Source organism: Bradyrhizobium sp. SZCCT0153 (assembly GCF_018129995.1).
Lineage (GTDB): Bacteria > Pseudomonadota > Alphaproteobacteria > Rhizobiales > Xanthobacteraceae > Bradyrhizobium > Bradyrhizobium japonicum_G.
Map to the genome: position 1 here is coordinate 1 of NZ_JAFCKS010000021.1, position 16,764 is coordinate 16,764.

At 64.1% G+C, this 16,764-nt stretch carries 21 protein-coding genes; 4 read left to right on the top strand and 17 right to left on the bottom strand.

Translation table 11 applies throughout. The features are described 5' to 3' along the window. The 17 genes from JQ572_RS34740 to motA form a co-directional block, all read right to left on the bottom strand. Positions 1-542: flagellin N-terminal helical domain-containing protein (locus JQ572_RS34740; protein WP_479683960.1), on the bottom strand; the 542-nt coding region annotated here is incomplete at its 3' end. Between the two features lie 242 nt (positions 543-784). Then, positions 785-1,525: a flagellar type III secretion system pore protein FliP gene (gene fliP, locus JQ572_RS34745; RefSeq protein WP_211387334.1), complete on the bottom strand. Its 741-nt coding sequence runs from the start codon at positions 1,523-1,525 to the stop codon at positions 785-787. Beyond that, the gene (locus JQ572_RS34750; protein ID WP_211387352.1) at positions 1,522-1,965 is read right to left on the bottom strand and encodes a flagellar basal body-associated FliL family protein; all 444 of its coding nucleotides are present in this window, start codon (positions 1,963-1,965) and stop codon (positions 1,522-1,524) included. Before JQ572_RS34750 ends, fliP begins: the two co-directional genes overlap by 4 nt. A 42-nt stretch (positions 1,966-2,007) precedes the next feature. After that, positions 2,008-2,703, bottom strand: a complete 696-nt coding sequence (gene flgH / locus JQ572_RS34755; protein WP_211387335.1) for a flagellar basal body L-ring protein FlgH — start codon at positions 2,701-2,703, stop codon at positions 2,008-2,010. Then, entirely contained in the window at positions 2,704-3,471 is a 768-nt protein-coding gene (locus tag JQ572_RS34760) for a MotE family protein (protein ID WP_211387336.1), read from the bottom strand. A gap of 67 nt (positions 3,472-3,538) precedes the next feature. After that, on the bottom strand, positions 3,539-4,669 hold the full coding sequence (gene flgI, locus JQ572_RS34765) for a flagellar basal body P-ring protein FlgI (protein ID WP_211387337.1): 1,131 nt from the start codon (positions 4,667-4,669) through the stop codon (positions 3,539-3,541). Then, positions 4,666-5,142 carry a flagellar basal body P-ring formation chaperone FlgA gene (gene flgA / locus JQ572_RS34770; RefSeq protein ID WP_211387338.1) on the bottom strand — a complete coding sequence of 159 codons (477 nt, stop codon included), beginning with the start codon at positions 5,140-5,142 and terminating at the stop codon, positions 4,666-4,668. Before flgA ends, flgI begins: the two co-directional genes overlap by 4 nt. 13 nt (positions 5,143-5,155) lie before the next feature. Then, positions 5,156-5,944, bottom strand: coding sequence for a flagellar basal-body rod protein FlgG (gene flgG, locus JQ572_RS34775; protein ID WP_211387339.1), 789 nt, complete (start codon positions 5,942-5,944; stop codon positions 5,156-5,158). Positions 5,945-5,961: 17 nt separating this feature from the next. Further along, positions 5,962-6,291, bottom strand: a complete 330-nt coding sequence (gene fliE, locus JQ572_RS34780) for a flagellar hook-basal body complex protein FliE (RefSeq protein WP_211387340.1) — start codon at positions 6,289-6,291, stop codon at positions 5,962-5,964. A gap of 2 nt (positions 6,292-6,293) precedes the next feature. After that, the gene (gene flgC / locus JQ572_RS34785; protein ID WP_014492659.1) at positions 6,294-6,710 is read right to left on the bottom strand and encodes a flagellar basal body rod protein FlgC; all 417 of its coding nucleotides are present in this window, start codon (positions 6,708-6,710) and stop codon (positions 6,294-6,296) included. Between the two features lie 11 nt (positions 6,711-6,721). Beyond that, positions 6,722-7,123 (bottom strand): flagellar basal body rod protein FlgB, encoded by a 402-nt coding sequence (gene flgB, locus JQ572_RS34790; RefSeq protein WP_211387341.1) that lies wholly within the window; start codon positions 7,121-7,123, stop codon positions 6,722-6,724. A 64-nt stretch (positions 7,124-7,187) separates the two neighbouring features. Next, complete coding sequence (gene flhB, locus JQ572_RS34795) at positions 7,188-8,273, bottom strand: flagellar biosynthesis protein FlhB (RefSeq protein ID WP_211387342.1); 1,086 nt, start codon at positions 8,271-8,273, stop codon at positions 7,188-7,190. A gap of 13 nt (positions 8,274-8,286) precedes the next feature. Beyond that, positions 8,287-9,327: a flagellar motor switch protein FliG gene (locus tag JQ572_RS34800; protein WP_211387343.1), complete on the bottom strand. Its 1,041-nt coding sequence runs from the start codon at positions 9,325-9,327 to the stop codon at positions 8,287-8,289. Positions 9,328-9,329: 2 nt separating this feature from the next. Beyond that, positions 9,330-9,710, bottom strand: a complete 381-nt coding sequence (gene fliN, locus JQ572_RS34805; protein ID WP_211387344.1) for a flagellar motor switch protein FliN — start codon at positions 9,708-9,710, stop codon at positions 9,330-9,332. Between the two features lie 76 nt (positions 9,711-9,786). Then, complete coding sequence (locus tag JQ572_RS34810; RefSeq protein ID WP_211387345.1) at positions 9,787-10,101, bottom strand: hypothetical protein; 315 nt, start codon at positions 10,099-10,101, stop codon at positions 9,787-9,789. Further along, a complete protein-coding gene (locus tag JQ572_RS34815) occupies positions 10,082-11,023 on the bottom strand; it encodes a flagellar motor switch protein FliM (protein ID WP_211387346.1) in 942 nt (313 codons plus the stop codon). Before JQ572_RS34815 ends, JQ572_RS34810 begins: the two co-directional genes overlap by 20 nt. Beyond that, entirely contained in the window at positions 11,020-11,916 is an 897-nt protein-coding gene (gene motA / locus JQ572_RS34820) for a flagellar motor stator protein MotA (RefSeq protein WP_211387347.1), read from the bottom strand. The genes JQ572_RS34815 and motA overlap by 4 nt, the downstream gene beginning before the upstream one ends. A 142-nt stretch (positions 11,917-12,058) precedes the next feature. Here motA and JQ572_RS34825 point away from each other — a divergent pair, with 142 nt between their 5' ends. The 4 genes from JQ572_RS34825 (at position 12,059) to JQ572_RS34840 (ending at position 16,433) form a co-directional block, all read left to right on the top strand. Next, entirely contained in the window at positions 12,059-12,847 is a 789-nt protein-coding gene (locus JQ572_RS34825; RefSeq protein ID WP_211387348.1) for a DUF1217 domain-containing protein, read from the top strand. 3 nt (positions 12,848-12,850) lie between these two features. Continuing rightward, positions 12,851-13,579, top strand: a complete 729-nt coding sequence (flgF, locus tag JQ572_RS34830) for a flagellar basal-body rod protein FlgF (protein ID WP_211387349.1) — start codon at positions 12,851-12,853, stop codon at positions 13,577-13,579. Positions 13,580-13,615: 36 nt separating this feature from the next. After that, positions 13,616-14,941: a flagellar protein export ATPase FliI gene (gene fliI / locus JQ572_RS34835; RefSeq protein ID WP_211387350.1), complete on the top strand. Its 1,326-nt coding sequence runs from the start codon at positions 13,616-13,618 to the stop codon at positions 14,939-14,941. 844 nt (positions 14,942-15,785) lie between these two features. After that, positions 15,786-16,433 carry a MarR family winged helix-turn-helix transcriptional regulator gene (locus JQ572_RS34840; protein WP_211387351.1) on the top strand — a complete coding sequence of 216 codons (648 nt, stop codon included), beginning with the start codon at positions 15,786-15,788 and terminating at the stop codon, positions 16,431-16,433. Positions 16,434-16,764 lie beyond the last annotated feature (331 nt).

Consider the following 16,764-nt stretch of genomic DNA (forward strand, 5'->3'; position numbering starts at 1 on the left):
TGCGTGCTGGTGTAGAGCGAGTAGTTGGCGGTCGTCACGGTGATGGAGCCGATCGTGGGCGTGCCACCGACGCGCGAGTACGACGACACGAGGCTGAAGCTCGTGGGCGTGGTGCCGGTCGTCGTGCTCAGCCAGTTCACCCCGTTGAAGGTCGCCGCATTGGCTGTAGCCTTCATCTGCTGCTGGATCTGGGTGACGTCCGCCTGGATCTTGCTGCGGTCGATACCTGCCGTCTTGGCTTCGACCAGCAGCGACTGCAGCTTGGTCAGGCCGGAGTCCTTGTCGCCGATAACCGTGGTCAGAGCGGTATATTCGGTGTCGACGGTCGCGGACGACAGACCGAGCGAGTCGGAGACTGCCGAGAGCGCGGCGTTGTCGGCTCGCATCGAGGTCGCGATCGACCAATAGGCGGCGTTGTCCGAAGCGGTCGCCACGCGCTGGCCGGTGGAGATGCGGGTCTGCGTGGTGGAGAGCTGCGAGCTGACAGACCGCAGGGTCTGGAGCGCCGTCATGGCGGTCGAGTTCGTAAGCAGGCTTGACATTGCGAATGTCCCTTTATGTACGCGTTACATTTTCACGTGGGACATACCGGGCTTTCACCGGTACGGAGGGGCGGCATCATGCCTTTGGACTGACGTGGGTGGGGTCCAACCCGCCGTGACGCATTGCTAGCACGCCGAATCTTGCCCGCAGATTAAGATCGGCTTGAATTGCTTAGCAATATCATATGGTTAATATTACTTTTCGCTAACCATACCCGGCCTACGACCCGCGATCGCGGCTCTTACGAGAACGACCGCACCAGTCCGGAAGCCAGCAGATTCCAGCCGTCGATCAGCACGAAGAACAGCATCTTGAACGGCAGCGCGAGGATCGTCGGCGGCATCATCATCATGCCCATCGACATGGTCAGCGTCGCCACGATCATGTCGATGACGAGGAACGGCAGGATGATGAGGAATCCGATCTCGAACGAGCGCCGGAGCTCTGAGATCATGAAGGCCGGAATGATGACGCGCATGTCGATGCGCTTGTCGTCGAACTTCTTGCGAAAGCTCTCCGCGGCCAGCGCCTCGAAGGTCTGGAGATCCTTGTCGCGGACATGGGCCAGCATGAACTCGCGGAACGGATCGGTTATCTTGAGGTAGGCCTCTTCCTCCGAGATTTCGTTCTTCATCAAGGGCTGGACGCCGGTCTCCCAGGCACGGTCGAAGGTCGGCGCCATCACGTAGAAGGTCATGAACAGCGCGAGACTGATCAGCACCAGGTTGGCCGGCGTGGTCTGCAGGCCGAGGCCGGCGCGCAGGAACGACAGCGCCACCGCGAACCGCGTGAAGCTCGTCACCATGATGAGCAGTCCCGGCGCCACCGACAGCACCGTGATCAGGGCCATCAGCTGGATGATCCGGCCGCTGGTCGAGCCGTTTCCAGGCGGCAGCAGCGAATTGAGGTCCGGAATCTGGGCGAGCGCCACCTCGGGCAGCACGACCAGAACCAACGCGAGCAGCAGGACTTTCAATCTCACTGAATCACCAATGTCTCAATGATCAATTCGCGGACCTTGCCCGACGAGCGGATGTTGGCGCGCTCAATCAGGTCGTCGCGCAGATGCTGGAGCCCGCGCGCGCCCTCGAACTGTCCAACCGATGCCGACCTCAGATACGTCACGATGTCCTCGCTGATATGGGCCGCCAGGATGCCGGCATCCTCGTCGCTCATGCTCTCGGTCACCATGGAGGCTTCGATACGAGCCCAGTTGTTGGCGGGCGCGCCGAGATTGGTCACGATCGGGGACAGTTTCCTGAGCCGCGCGCTTCCGGCGTAGCTCGAGGCGATCGGCGGCGGCGTGGCGGTTTTCTTCGCATCGGCGACGCGTTCGGCGGCCGCGAACAGATGCAGGCCGGCGAGCGCGCCGGCGCCGATCGCGACGAGGGTCAGCACTACGATGGCCGCAATCAGGCGCATCATGTCCCCTGCCTTCGCGGCGCGGCCCGACCGGCGCGAGTCTCAGAATGGTGCCACGGCGTCATAGATCCGGTGTCCCCATCCAGGCTGCTGCACGTCAGACAGATTTCCGCGACCGCCATAGGAGACGCGCGCCTCGGCGATCTTCTCATAGGAGATGGTGTTGGTTCGCGAGATATCTCGCGGACGCACGATGCCGCCGACGTTGAGCACGCGCATCTCCGTGTTGACCTTGAACTCTTGCGAGCCGCTGATCATCATATTGCCGTTCGGCAACACGTCGGTGACGATGGCGGCAATCGACAGCTTGATGTCTTCGGTACGATCGATCTGACCATTCCCCTTGATCTGGGTGTTGGTGTTCAGATTGGCGCTGGTCGAGCCCTTGTCTTGCCATCCAGCAACGTCCATCAGCCAGTCCAGCCCGAACTTGATCTGCGAATCGCGCGAGCGATCGGTCTTGTTGTCGAGCTTGGCCTTGTCCTGCATCGAGATGATGATCGTCACGACGTCGCCGGTGCGCCGGGCACGGGGATCGCGATAGAGATCCGTGCCGTCGTCCCAGGTCGAGCGATAGCTGACGGGCGTGCGCATGCGCGGCGTCACCGGGATCGGATCGGCCTGCGCCCGCAGGCCGCTGCCCACGGGCGACAGTCTCGGGCCGGTCAGGATCTCGGCGGGATCGCCGATGCATCCGGTCAGCATCAGGAGCGGCAGGATGAGGATCAGATTCTTCATCTATTTGGTCTTTCCGTCATCCACGCGACGCATTCCACCGAGCAGGTCGGCGAGGTGCGCCGCGCGCGCCGTATCCATCTCGTTGAAGATCGCGCTCGAGCTCCTCGGGCTGAGCTTGGCGAGCACGGCCGCGGCCGTCTCGTCCGCCATGCCGGCGATCTGCGTCGCCGCGGCGTCCGGCTTCATGCGCGAATAGATCTCGACGACCTGCGCCTCGGCTTTCTTCAGGAAGTCGTCGCGCAACGCCATCCACTTCTCGTATTCGGCCCGCTTTGCCTCGACCTCGGCGATCCGCTCGCGGAGCTGGATCTCGGCCTTCTCCAACTCCTTGAGCTGCCAGGCCAGCCTCGCATCGACCGCGGGGTCGGTGACATTGCTGCAGAACAGAGCGACTTCGCTGTCCGCAGGCACGGCAGCCTGTGCCGGCGCGGGCTTCGGCGGCGCCGTGACGCTGCCGGGCTTGGCCGGGCGCACCGGCGCGGCTGCGGGTGCTGGCGCCGGTGCGGGCTTCTCGGAAACCGGCACAGCTCCCGTGACGGCGGGACCGGAGTCTTCGGCTGCCCACGCCGTCGCCCGGACCGACGCATTGTCGACCGAGGCCGGCGGATTCGGCTTCTGCGGCCCGGGCGCGCGGGCGCGCGCGAAGGACAGCAGGTTGAGCGGCTTCGACGGCTTGGCCTCGTCCAGAGCAAGCACGGGCGAGGCGCTCGCGAGCATCGAGGCCGCGACCAGGACGAGGAGTTTGGCGTTGTGATCCAGCTTCAACATCGGGCCGCGTGCGATTCTCGGTCGAGACCTCAGCATTGAGCGACCAAGCTTGCACGACGCTTGTGCATCATTGCACGATGACATCGGCCTGGAGAGCGCCGGCCGTCTTGATCGCCTGGAGGATCGCGATGATGCCGGATGGCTTCAGGCCGATCTGGTTCAGCCCGCGCACCAGGCGCTGGAGGTCGACGCCGCTGAGGATCGCCACTTGCGATCCGGCCTCGTTGGCCTCGACCATGGTTTGTGGTACGACCACCGTCTGCCCCTGCGAGAACGGCGCCGGCTGCGACACCACGGGCAGCTCGGTGACGCGGACCGTCAGATTGCCGTGCGTCACCGCAACGGTCGATATCCGCACGTCGCGTCCGATCACCACCGTGCCGGTGCGCTCGTTGATCACAACCCGCGCCGGCGTGTCCGGCTCGACAGTGAGCTCGCCGATTTCGGCCAGGAAGCGGACCGGGCCGATATGGCGCGGCTTCGAGAGCACGATGGTTCGGAAGTCGCGCTCAAAGGCGATCTGCGCGCGGTAGCGCCCGCCCGCGAAACGGTTGATGGCGTCGAGGATTCGTGTTGCGGTGACGAAGTCGGGGTTCCTCAACTCCAGCACCAGAAACTCCATCTCGTGGAGACTTCCCTGCACCTCGCGCTCGACCAGCGCGCCGTTCGGAATGCGGCCGGCAGTCGGCGTGCCCTGGCTGACGTTCTGGGCCTGGCCTCCGACACTGTAACCGGCGACCGTAACCGCTCCCTGCGCGACCGCGTAGACGGCGCCGTCCGCCGCGCGCAGCGACGTCATCACCAGGGTGCCGCCGAGCAGCGAGGTCGCATCACCGAGCGACGACACGGTCACGTCCATGCGCTCGCCGGCACCGATCGAAGGCTGCAGGTCCGCGGTCACCATCACGGCGGCGACGTTGCGCGTGCGCAGCGTCGTCGGACGCGGTGGATTGTTCGTGCTAGTGGTCTCGTTCCTGACATTAATGCCCATGTTCTCGAGCATCGATTGGAGGGACTGCTCGGTGAACGGAGCGTTGCGAAGCGTGTCGCCGGTGCCGTTCAGGCCGATGACGAGACCGTAGCCGACGATCTGGTTCTCGCGCAGTCCCTTGATATCCGCGATGTCCTTGATACGAACGGCGGCCTGGGCGCTGGCGGCCGAAACCAGGAGGACGAGGGCAAGCAGGAATCTCGTCATGACCCGTCCACGACCTTGACGGTGCCGTCCGGCTGGACCACGCCCCTGATGATCACGCCCGTATCGGTGTTTCGCACCGGAATCAGCGCACCGGCCCCACCCGATTGCATCGCCGAGCCGTAAGTGACGATGGACAGGCCGCTGTCTTCCACCACGACCTTGACCATGGCGCCGCGGGCGACGGTCCATGGATCTTCCACCGAATTGGTCGGGATCGGCTGGCCGGGCAGCAGCGTGCGGCGCGCCATCCGGCCGACCAGGATCTGACGTTGCTCGATGAACATGGCAACGCCGAGCAAGTTCGGCGCGAAGGCGCGTTCCGTGATGAAGTCGTCCCGGATCAGCTCGCCGGCGCGGATCGAGACGGCCGGCACGGGAAGCCGCTTCTCCTCTGCCGCAGCGACCTGCGCCGAGACGAGAAGCAGCAGCACGGCGGCCAACCCGCGCACGATCAGGCCCACCCTGTTCAACATGGACACACCGGAACTAGCGAAGGCCCTTCGATACGGTCGAAGCCATTTCATCGGAAGCCTGGATGACCTTGGCGTTCATCTCGTAGGCGCGCTGGGCGGAGATCAACTCGGTGATTTCCTTGACGGGGTCGACGTTCGAGGCTTCGAGATATTGCTGGTTGATCTTGCCGTAGCCGGCATCGCCGGGCAGACCGACGACCGGCGTGCCGGACGCCGTGGTCTCGCGATAAAGATTGCTGCCCAGCGGTTCGAGGCCGGCCTCGTTGGCGAAGTTGGCCAGATTGAGCTGACCGATCTGCCGCGGGTTCACTTCCGTATCAAGCTTGGCAAACACCTGTCCGGTCTGGTTGACCGTGACCTGGACCGTTCCCTGCGGCACTGTGATGGCGGGATCCAGCAGGTAGCCGTCGGTCGTGACGAGCTGACTGTTGGCATTGGTGTTGAACGAACCCGCACGGGTGTATTGTACCTCGTTGTTCGGGCCGAGCACCTGGAACCAGCCCCGGCCGTTGATCGCGAGATCGTAGGGGTTACCGGTCTGCGTCAGCGCGCCCTGGATGTGCAGCTTGCGGATCGCCGCCGACTTGACGCCGAGGCCGAGATTTGCGCCTTCCGGGATCGGCGACGAACCGTTGACGTTCGCGACGCCCTGCATGCGGTCCATCTGGTAGAACAGATCGGTGAATTCCGCGCGCGCACGCTTGTACGACGTCGAGTTGATGTTGGCGATGTTGTTCGCGATGACTTCGATGTTGGTCTGCTGGGCGTTCATGCCCGTGGCCGCGATGGCGAGCGATTTCACAATGTCATTCCTTCAGGTCAAATCGACATACGGACGACTTCTTGGTAGGCCTGCACGACCTTGTCGCGAACCGCGACCGCCGTCTGCAGGGCCTGCTCGGCCGACATCAGCGCCTCCACGACGCGCCGCGTCGATTCCTTGCCCTGCATCGCCGAGATCGACGCCGCTTCGCCCGCCTTCAGCGTCCCGATCGCGTCCGTCGTCACCTGCTTCATGACTGATTCGAATCCGACATCGTCGGTGGACTGGATCGCGGTCGGAGCGGTGGGCGCGATGGACTGCGTCTCGGTTGCACGGCTCGCCGCCTGCCCGGCGGAGACCGCGGTGGATGAAATCGCCTCAAGCATTGTCAGCTCCTCAACAGGTCGATGGTCATTCCCAGCATCGACCTCACCTGTTTCACGACCTGGAGATTGGCTTCATAGGACCGATTGACTTCCCGCATGTCCGCCATCTCGATCATCATGTTGACGTTCGGCAGCTTGACGTAGCCGGCCTTGTCGGCAGCCGGATGCCCGGGCTCGTACTCCACGCGATACGGCGTGGTGTCGACCCCGATCTCCTTGACCTTCGCCAGCTGCGCGCCCGAGGCGCGGTCCATGGCGGCGTCGAAAGTGATGGTCTTGCGCTGATAGGGATCGGCGCCGGCCGTGCGTCCCGTCGACGTGGCGTTGGCGAGGTTTTCCGAGACGATGCGCATGCGCGTCGACTGCGCTTCGAGCCCGGAGCTCGCGACCGTCAATGAGGCTTGCAGTGAGTCCAGCATGTCAATTCACCTCAGGTCTTCGCGCTCGACAGCAGCATGCGGTGAAACGACCGCACCACCGCCGAGTTCATCGAGTAGTCGCGGCTGACGTCGCTGCCCTTGATCATTTCCTGCTCGAGACTGACGGAGTTGCCGGAGTGGACCACGTCCCAGCTGTCCTTCTTCGCGATCTTCCGCGTGTCGGTCTCGGCTGCAGACAACTGCATGTGCGAGGGCGACGTCGTCGCGAGCCTCACCGGCATGCTGTCGAGCACCTTGTTGAACGGTTCGACGTCGCGCGCCTTGAAGCCCGGCGTATTGGCATTGGCGACGTTCGTAGCGATGGTCGACTGGCGGAGTTCGAGGTACCGCGCCTGCGACGATGCGAGTTCGAAGAGATAAAGCGGTCCCACGGCAGTCCCATTCTGGTCCATTCGGAGAGAGCTTATGGCGGCAAGCTTTCGTCAGGCTGATGGAGCAGAAGCCGTCCTCGGAATTCTACTGGACCTTCTCGGTCCGCGGCGCCTGCTTGGACTGCAGGAAGTAGATGATCTCGGCAACCGGCCGGAAGAACTCCGCCGGAATGACCTGGTCGACCTGAACCGCCTCGTAGAGCGCGCGCGCCAGCGCCTTGTTCTCGATCACCGGAATTCGGTTCTGCTCGGCGACTTCGCGGATCTTCAGCGCGATCACGTCCATGCCTTTGGCCACGACGATCGGCGCCGGGTTTTCCTCGCGCTTGTAGCGCAGCGCGATCGCGAAGTGCGTCGGATTCGCGATCACCAGCGTTGCGCGCGATGCGGAGGCGATCATGCGCTGGCGCGAGCGGTCGCGCGCCAGCGAGCGCAGGCGCGCCTTGATCAGCGGATCGCCTTCGGCCTGCTTGTGCTCGTCCTTGATCTCCTGCTTGGTCATGCGCAGGTCGCGCCGCCAGTGGAAGCGCGACCATGCGAGATCGATCGCGACCAGGACGATGGTCGCGATGCAGATCGCCGAAACGATCCGCATCGCGATGTTGAGGATCATCTCGGGAAGCGCGACCGGATCGGTGTACATCGCCTCGAACGCCCTGGCTTCCGACGAGCGCAGCACGAAGGCGACGACGACGGTCACCGAGGCGAGCTTGAACAGCGACTTGGCGAACTCGACGAGACCCTGCGCTCCGAAAAGCCGGCTCCAGCCCTTGAGCGGAGAGATTCGCGACAGGTCCGGCATGATGCGTTCCAGCACGACGCGCGGCGCATTCTGCAGCAGCGAGGCTGCAAGGCCGAACACCGCCAGGGTGACGACCAGCGGCACCAGGAACCGCAATGCCTGAAGGCCTACCACGGTGAGGAGATTGAGCGCGTCGGCCCCGGTGCCGAGCGGGAAACCGTCGGGATCGTCGAGAAAGCCCATCAGCGTCGGCGTCAATTGCTGCACGCCCTGGCCGATCAGGAACGCCTGGATCACCATCAGCGCAGCCATCGAGGCGAAGATCGACGCCTCCCGAGAGACCGGGATTTTGCCCTGTTCGAGCGCATCGCGGACTTTCTTCTCGGTCGGTTCTTCTGTCTTGCTCTCCTGATCGGATGTTTCTGCCATGCCCGTTCAGCGGTCAGCGGAAGACCAGCTCATCCTCCTGTTCGGGGTTGAGCTCGATCTCGCCCTTCTCCGCGAGGTCGAGCGCGAGGTCGGTGATGACGCGGCGCGCCTCCAGCACGTCGCGCTGGTTCGACGGCTCGCCGATGGCGAGTTCGTGCTCGACGACGCGGCGGACGCGCGAGGCGACCGCAGACAGGATCAGCTCGCGGAAATGCTTGTCGGTGCCCTTCAGCGCGACGACGATGCGATCGGTCGGCACTTGGTCAAAGATCATGGTGCGCGCCTTCGGCGCCAGGTTGATCACGTCGTCGAAGGTGAACAGCAGCTCCTTCAGCACTTCGGCCGACTTCGGCCGCTTCTCCGACAGGCTCTTCAGCATGTCCTCGATGTGGCCGCGTTCCATCTTGTTGATGATGTCCGCGACGCGGGCATAGGTGTCCGCGCCGAGGTTGCGGGCGAAATTCAGCGTCAGATCCTCGTGCAGCGTCTTCTCGAGAACTTTCATGGCGTCGTCGACGATCGGCTTGAGGCTGAGCACGCGCCGCATCAGCTCGTTGCGCAGGCTCGACGGCAGCTGGCTCATGACCTTGGCGGCACAGGCCGGCTTGACTTTGGACAGGATCAGCGCGGCAGTCTGCGGATGTTCCTTGGACAGATAGGTGGCGAGCGAGTTTTCCGACACCGACGAGACACGGTCCCACACCGACCGGCTCGAATTGCCGAGCAGATCCGACATGATCGCCGAGACCTGGTCGGCGGGAAGCACGTCGCCGAGCACGGCCTCCAGGCCACCGAGGGTGCCGAGGATGTTGGCGCCCATCGAGAATTGCTGGGCGAACTCCTCGACGATCGACTCGAGTTCCTGCGCCGTGATCGGCCGCAGTTCTGCGGCGGCCTTGGTGACGATACGGATATCCTGCGGCTCGAACTGCGCGAGCACGCTCGCCGCCGCCTGCCGGCCCATGGCGAGCAGGAGCGCCGCGACCTTTTCCGTTCCGCCCAGCGTGGCAACGCCTCGTTGCTTGATGGGGGCGATGCCGACCTGTGCCGCCATGGTCAGCTATCACCCTGCCCTAGCGGCCCGACGATCTCCGTGAGCGAGACGCCGAAGCGTGAATTGTCCTCTTCGACCACGACCACCTCGCCGCGGGCGACGACGCGGCCGTTGACGACGACGTCGACGGGTTCGCCGACCCGGTGATCGAGCGGAACCACCGCGCCACGGCCGAGCTTCATCAGGTTCGCCACCGGAATGGTGGCCGAACCCAACACCACCTGCATGGTCACGGGAATGCGCAGGATGGCATCGACATTGGCGAACTTGCCGGTCTCCTCGGCAGCGCGCGCGGCGATCTCCGCCAGCCGCTCCAGCGGAGATGTGTCGGTATGCCCCTCGTCGGTTGCAGATGCTGACTCGTAGTCGAAGGATTGCGCCATTTGGTATCGCCTCTTGGTATTTCCGCTCCCGGAGCGCCGCGACGTTCCGATCGTATTTGTTCCGCCGGCTTCGACTTCAATGCTTGTTCACGTCGGCGCCGCCCGCGGTCACCGTGGATGCGAGCCCGCTCCTCGCGTCGAGCGCAGCGATCGCCTCGTGGGCCTGGTCGATCTTCGTGCTCAGCACGCTGGCGAGCCGCCCGAGATTTGCGGTAGAATCGTGGGCGGCGGTGATGACCGTGTCGAAGGCGCCCGCGGTCTCGTGGACGATGGTCGAGAATTCACCCTGGTAGCTGCGCAACCGCGCAAGTTCGCGGTGCATCCGGGTCACCCGCATGCTGGTGAAGGCGAGCGCAATCAGCAGCACCGCATCAACGAGATAGGATATCATCGACGAACTCCCGTTTCTGATCGACGGGATCTGCCACCTGCATGGCGTAATAGCCATCAAGCTGGCCGATCTGACACCAGAACAGCACCTGGTTGTTGCTCTCGAGCCGCGCCAGCGTGCGCGGCGTGGCTTCGAGCTCGAGCACTTGCCCGACCTGGAACTTCACGACGTCGCCGAGCGAGATCATCTTTTCGTCGAGCACCGCGCTCAGCGTCACCTCGGTGCGATGAACCTCGCTCTCCATCTGTTCGCGCCAGCGCGGATCGGCTGCGCGGCCGTCGCTGACGACGACGGTGGCAAGCTTCTGCCTCAGCGGGTTGAGCGCGGAGTGCGGAATGATGAGGAACATCTGCCCGCCGCGGTAAAGCGCCTGCAACATGATGTTCGCGCAGATCGACATGTTGCCGCTCCGCCCGATCGCCAGCGAGGCCATGGCGGTCTCGACCCGCTCCACGCGGAAGGTGACGTTGGAGGTGCCGGCGAAGGCGGATTGCAGCGCCTTGGCGAACCGCTCGAACAGCGCCTGGACCAGGCGGATCTCGATGTTCGAGAAGGTGCGCTCGACGTCGAGCGGCGGCTCGGCGCCGTCGGAGCCGAACATCGCCTCGACCATGGTGAACACGAAGTCGCGGTCGAGCATGATGATGATGCGGGAGTCCCACTGCTCGGCATAGAGCACGGCCGCAACCGCGTTGGCCTCGTAGTCCTTGATGATGACACCGACGCGGTCGTTGGTGATGCCATTGACGGAGAAATAGCACGGCGTTCCGGCAATCGGCTGGAGGCTGTCCGTGCACGATGCCGCCATGCGATCGAAGATCACATTGAGCATCGGCATCCGCTCGATCGAGATGCCGGCGGCGTCCAGCAGGTAGTTCGGCAGCTGCTTGCGCTGATCGACGTCGAGGTCTTCCATCATCATGCGCGGGCGGCCTTGGGTTCAGCCTCGGTCACCACGGCCTTGGGACCCGCAATCGTCTCGTTCTCGACGACGTCGATCGACGGCCGCTCGTTGCTCGAGATCATCTTGCGGCCATGCTCGACGGCGATCTGCGGCATGGCGCCGTTCATGAACGCCAGCAGCGTCTGCTTGACGATGATGTAGGGCCGGCAACGCTTCTCGCGCGTCATCTTGACCTTCAGCGCGAAGGGTGAGATGAGGCCGTAGGACAGGAAGATGCCGGCAAAGGTGCCGACCAGGGCGGCGCCGATGAAGCCGCCCAGCAGCTTCGGCGACTGGTCGAGCGCGCCCATGGCCTTGATGACGCCAAGCACTGCGGCGACGATGCCGAGCGCAGGCAGCGCCTCCGAGACCACCACCAGCGCATGGTAGGGCATCAGCTTGCTCTTCACGATGGTGTGGATTTCCTCGTCCATCAGCGCCTCGATCTCGTGCGTGCGCGCATTCCCCATGATGATGAGGCGGACGTAGTCGCAGATGAACTGGAGCAGCGACGGATCGCCGAGCACGCTCGGGAACGCCTTGAAGATCTCGGAGGAGGCCGGGTCGTCGATATGCGCTTCCATCTCGTTACGACCCTTGCCCCGCAGCTCCCGCATCAGGGCATGCAGCGCGCCGAGTAGGTCGAGATAGTAGCGCTGGCCGGGCACCGCCCCCGTCACAGCCTGCACGCACGCCAGCCCGGTATCGGCGACCACCTTCCACGGATTGGCCATGATGAAGGTACCGGCCGCGGTGCCCATGATGATCACGAACTCCCACGGCTGCATGAGCACGGCCAGATGCCCGCCCATGGCGGCAAATCCGCCCAGCAGTGCCGCTACCGTGATGACGATCCCCACGAAACTGCCCAACGCGCCGCTCCATCACCGATCCCATCGGGAATATCTAGTCGGCGAGCCTTGCGTGGAGCTGGCTATCCGGTCGCCAGCCTCGCACAAGCAATTCACGGCAGCTTGGGACGGTGCCGCAAGGGCGGCCAGAGGGGCGTGTGTCATGCTATCCACCATCGCGGACTACACCAGATTGACCAAGGACATGGGCAAGTCGCTGACGCAGGTCGCGACGCAGCCGGACGTCAGCCGCGACACCGACTATTTCCTCAGCCACATCGGCAGCGTGAAGACCATCGACGATTTCCTGAAGGATTATCGCCTCTACTCCTATGCGATGAAGGCCTATGGCCTCAGCGACATGACCTACGCCAAGGCGTTCATGCGCAAGGTGCTGACGGAGGGCGTCTCGGACAAGGACGCCTTCGCCAACAAGCTCTCCGACACGCGCTACCGTGAATTCGCCACGGCCTTCAATTTCGCCGCCCTCGGCGACCAGGCGACCCAGAGCACCCAGGCCACGACCGGCACGGCGACCCAGTACGTCACGCAGACCATGGAACAGAAAGCCGGCGATCAGAACGAAGGCCTGCGGCTGGCGCTCTATTTCACCCGCAAGGCGTCCACGATCACCAATGCCTACCAGATCCTCGCCGACAGGGCGCTGACGCAGGTCGTCCAGACCGCAATGGGCTGGTCGTCGACCATCAGCTCGTCCGACATCGATGCCCAGGCCAAGATGATAACGGACAAGATCGACCTCACCGATTTCCAGGACCCGACCAAGGTCACCAAATTCGTCCAGCGCTTCGCGGCGATGTGGGATGCCACCCAGGCGCAGAGCGATAGCTCGACCAACCCCGCGCTGGTCCTGATCGGCGGCGCGTCGGCGTCGGCCAGCGTGGACACGGACCTCCTCACGACCCTTCAGAACATCCGGTTCAACAGGTAAGTCATGCAATCGGCTCTCTATGTGGGATTGTCGGCGCAGGTCGCCCTCGAAAAGCGCCTCCAGACGATCGCCAACAACGTCGCCAACGTCAACACGGCGGCGTTCCGCACCGACGTGGTGAAATTCGAGACCGTGCTGTCCAGGGCGGGGGCGAACCCGGTGGCTTTCTCCTCGCCCGGCGACAACATCATCTCGCGCGAGCAAGGCAGCATCACCGAGAGCGGCAACCCGCTCGACGTCGCCGTGGTCGGACAGGGCTGGATCGCCTTCGCCGGCCCGAACGGAACGGTCTATACGCGCGACGGCCGCCTCCAGATCGCGCCCAACGGCGACCTTCAGACCGTGGCCGGCTTTCCCGTCATCGATTCCGGCGGCGCGCCGATCACGCTCGATCCGAACGGCGGGCCGATCTCGATCGCGCGCAGCGGCGCGATCACCCAGGACAACAACGAGATCGGCACCATCGGTCTGTTCAACATTCCCGCCGACGCCAATCTCGACCGCTACGGCAATTCGGGCGTCACGCCCGACCGGCCTGCGACCGCCATCGCCGATTTCTCGCGCGACGGCTTCAAGCAAGGCTATGTCGAGGGCTCCGGCGCCAATCCGATGATGGAATTGACGAAGCTGATCGCAGCTTCGCGCGCCTTCGACGGCACCAATTCGATGATCGAGGGCACCGAGAGCTCGCTCCAGAACGCAATCCGGACGCTGGGCGAACCCGGCAAGTAGACTGCGCCTCGCGCGCAATGAGGTTGGACGGTTTCCTTGAACGCTCTTCGGCAACTCGAGTGGGCGCTGCTGGAGCTTCAGCAGAGCACTCCCCTGGCAAGCGTCAGCGGCGCGATCTCCGAGATCGCCCCGACGCATTTCCGCGTCTCCGGCCTGTCGCGCTTCGTCAGGCTCGGTGAACTGATCGGCGTCAACTCCGGCGGCAAGCCCCAGATCGGCGAGGTGATCAGGATCGACAGCGAGGGCATCATCGCCAAGCCGTTCGATCGGCAATTCGCCGGCGGCCTCGGTTCGGTCGCGTACCGGATGCCGCCCCTGTCCTTCGCGCCCGATCCGAGCTGGAAGGGCCGCGTCATCAACGCGCTCGGGGCGCCGCTGGACGGGCAAGGCCCGCTGACGCCGGGATCGCGTGCGGTCTCGGCAGAGGCGGAGGCGCCTTCGGCCATGAAGCGCGCGCGCGTGCACAAGTCGCTGCGCACCGGCGTGCGCGTGATCGACCTGTTCGCCCCGATCTGCGCCGGCCAGCGCGTCGGCATCTTTGCCGGGTCCGGCGTCGGCAAATCGACGCTGCTCGCGATGCTGGCCCGCAGCCAGGGCTTCGACACCGTCGTGCTGGCCCTGGTCGGCGAGCGCGGCCGCGAAGTGCGCGAGTTCATCGAGGACGTGCTGGGCACCGACCGTCATCGCGCCGTCACGATCGTGTCGACGGGAGACGAGAGCCCGATGATGCGGCGGCTGGCACCGAAGACAGCCATGGCGGTCGCCGAATATTTCCGCGACCGCGGCGAATCGGTCCTGCTCATGGTCGATTCGATCACGCGCTTTGCCCATGCCGCCCGCGAGGTCGCGCTTGCGGCCGGTGAGCCCGCGGTGGCGCGCGGTTATGCACCCACCGTCTTCACCGATCTGCCGCGCCTTCTGGAACGCGCCGGACCTAGCGAGGAGGGATCCGGGACGATCACCGGGATTTTTTCCGTGCTGGTCGACGGCGACGATTACAACGAGCCGATCGCCGACACCATCCGCAGCACACTCGATGGGCACATCGTGCTCAGCCGCCACATCGCCGACCAGGCGCGCTATCCGGCCGTGGACGTTCTGGCTTCGGTCTCCCGCCTCGCCCATAACGTCTGGGATCCCGAGGAGCGCGAATTGGTGAGCAAGCTGCGCGCCATGATCGCCAAATACGAGGACACGCGCGACCTTCGCCTGATGGGCGGATACCAGTCGGGACGTGATTCGGGTCTCGATCAGGCGGTCGACATGGTTCCGAGAATCTACGGCGCGATGCGGCAGGACGCCTCGGCTCCGCCAAGCGCCGATCCCTTCCGCGAGCTCCGGGACATGCTCAGGGGCGACTAGCAGGACGAGACGGCGCGCGGCGCCCCCGCAATCGCGCCTTGCTCATTGTTTCGACAGGCAATTGCGCATGCCGCCACGCTCCCGGCGCATGCGCGCGCAGCCGCCACCGGTTTCCATCGCCAGCGCTTCCACCGTTCGGTTGAGCGAATCGGGGCAGCTGATGCCGAAGCGACGGGGCCGGCGATTACTCGATCCGCGCCGCAACAACCGCAACGTGCAATTCCTGTGAGTTCCCTTGGCGATTCTCCGTCAGAACGCACAGGTTGTGGATGACGTGCCGAAGCACAGCGTCATCATGCACAAGCTTCGATCAACCTGCATCAACGACAGACAACAAAGTGCCGTGCAATCAAACCGTCGCACAGTTAAGTGCATGTAACTCGTCGAACGTTGTTCACCATCATGTGTCCCGAAGAGCGGGATTGTCTTGAACGTTACATTCGATTGCAGAGACATCCAGTCTCCGAGAGTGTCTCTACTTGATTTTGTTGAGAAGCTCATTCATCGTTTCGATGGAAGATAAGAAACGTCTGCGTGTGACTTGAACTTCAGGGGCTTCGGTTGAACTTCTCCGATCCATCGTCTGCTGGCGACGGCAACTCGGGCTCCCGTGCGGCGACGACGCCATTGGCATGCCATCAGCGACGCAATCTCTTGCTCCTGACGACGCGACGCCCATTGGTCCCGGTCGTGTCCGCTGCAGTCCGTGCCTTCGAGCAAGACCCGGGCGCGACGTGCTCTTTGGACGCCACAAATCGTCTGACGCCCCTCGAAGAATTCGAGAGCCTGGGCGCATGGCGGCTTCGGGACGCCGCAGACGAAGCTCCGGGGACGAGGTAAATTCATGCCAGTGGCACGAGAAGCCGTGGAGCTGCTGGTTCAGGCGGCGAGGGCCTGGTATTTCGAAGGCAATCAGCATGGATTGCGCGATCGGGAATGGATGGCACTGCGCTTTCTCGGCCGCGCCAACCGGTTTTCGCGTACACCGTCCGCGCTGGCCGGCTTCATCGGCGCCACTAGGGCGACCGCATCGCAGATCGTGAAGACGCTGGAGAGCAAGTCCTACCTCGTGCGAAAGCCGTCGCACGAGGACAAGCGGTCCGTCGTGCTCCACGTCACCGCGCAGGGCGAGAAATGCCTGAACCAGCACGATCCGATCAATCACGTGCTGAACGCAGTCACGGCGCTTGGGACGGACGAGTGCGTGAGATTGCGCGACTCGCTGCGGGAGATCCTCAATCACCTCGACGCAGCACATCAACGCCTCGATGCCAGCATCTGCCGGGACTGCATGTTTCTCGCCGAACGCAGCCCCGGCGCCGGCCCGGGTGCCGGCAAGGGGCGCACAACGGCCGAATTCATGTGCCGGCTGTATCGCGCCCCGGTCTCGCTCGAGGAGACCGAACTGCTCTGCACCAGTTTTGAGCGTACCCGCGACCGCCCGAAGATCGAGGGACACCTCGACCGCACACGCATGGCGAGCCAGGGGTGAGACGCGCAACGACGGAGCAGAATCCCTCGTGGCAGTCTGGATTTTTTCGCTGTGCTCGCAATGACGGGGCATGAGGCGGCAGATATGCTCTTCCAACTCGCATCTTGAATCGCAGGCACGCCTTCGCATCCTCGCGGCGCAATTCGCCCGAGCTTTGCTTGGTCGCTCCACCCTCTTTGAGCCAAGAGGGCGCAGGGAAGGCCGGGTGCCGACTGGCACCCGCGGTCCGCTGCGCGAAAAGCACACGCAGAGAAAACCGCACAGCAGCATACAGGTGTAGCCAATCACTCGGCCTTCCCTGCGCAGTGGTTGGACGGCTTATGCCGTGCTC

What these genes read in the sequence shown, in the direction of transcription:
- JQ572_RS34750 (WP_211387352.1), bottom strand. Translation starts at nt 1,965, where the DNA reads ATGCGCCTGATTGCGGCCATCGTAGTGCTGACCCTCGTCGCGATCGGC.
- flgH (WP_211387335.1), bottom strand. Translation starts at nt 2,703, where the DNA reads ATGAAGAATCTGATCCTCATCCTGCCGCTCCTGATGCTGACCGGATGC.
- JQ572_RS34760 (WP_211387336.1), bottom strand. Translation starts at nt 3,471, where the DNA reads ATGTTGAAGCTGGATCACAACGCCAAACTCCTCGTCCTGGTCGCGGCC.
- flgI (WP_211387337.1), bottom strand. Translation starts at nt 4,669, where the DNA reads ATGACGAGATTCCTGCTTGCCCTCGTCCTCCTGGTTTCGGCCGCCAGC.
- flgA (WP_211387338.1), bottom strand. Translation starts at nt 5,142, where the DNA reads ATGTTGAACAGGGTGGGCCTGATCGTGCGCGGGTTGGCCGCCGTGCTG.
- fliE (WP_211387340.1), bottom strand. Translation starts at nt 6,291, where the DNA reads ATGCTTGAGGCGATTTCATCCACCGCGGTCTCCGCCGGGCAGGCGGCG.
- flgC (WP_014492659.1), bottom strand. Translation starts at nt 6,710, where the DNA reads ATGCTGGACTCACTGCAAGCCTCATTGACGGTCGCGAGCTCCGGGCTC.
- flgB (WP_211387341.1), bottom strand. Translation starts at nt 7,123, where the DNA reads ATGGACCAGAATGGGACTGCCGTGGGACCGCTTTATCTCTTCGAACTC.
- flhB (WP_211387342.1), bottom strand. Translation starts at nt 8,273, where the DNA reads ATGGCAGAAACATCCGATCAGGAGAGCAAGACAGAAGAACCGACCGAG.
- JQ572_RS34800 (WP_211387343.1), bottom strand. Translation starts at nt 9,327, where the DNA reads ATGGCGGCACAGGTCGGCATCGCCCCCATCAAGCAACGAGGCGTTGCC.
- fliN (WP_211387344.1), bottom strand. Translation starts at nt 9,710, where the DNA reads ATGGCGCAATCCTTCGACTACGAGTCAGCATCTGCAACCGACGAGGGG.
- JQ572_RS34810 (WP_211387345.1), bottom strand. Translation starts at nt 10,101, where the DNA reads ATGATATCCTATCTCGTTGATGCGGTGCTGCTGATTGCGCTCGCCTTC.
- JQ572_RS34815 (WP_211387346.1), bottom strand. Translation starts at nt 11,023, where the DNA reads ATGATGATGGAAGACCTCGACGTCGATCAGCGCAAGCAGCTGCCGAAC.
- JQ572_RS34825 (WP_211387348.1), top strand. Translation starts at nt 12,059, where the DNA reads ATGCTATCCACCATCGCGGACTACACCAGATTGACCAAGGACATGGGC.
- flgF (WP_211387349.1), top strand. Translation starts at nt 12,851, where the DNA reads ATGCAATCGGCTCTCTATGTGGGATTGTCGGCGCAGGTCGCCCTCGAA.
- JQ572_RS34840 (WP_211387351.1), top strand. Translation starts at nt 15,786, where the DNA reads ATGCCAGTGGCACGAGAAGCCGTGGAGCTGCTGGTTCAGGCGGCGAGG.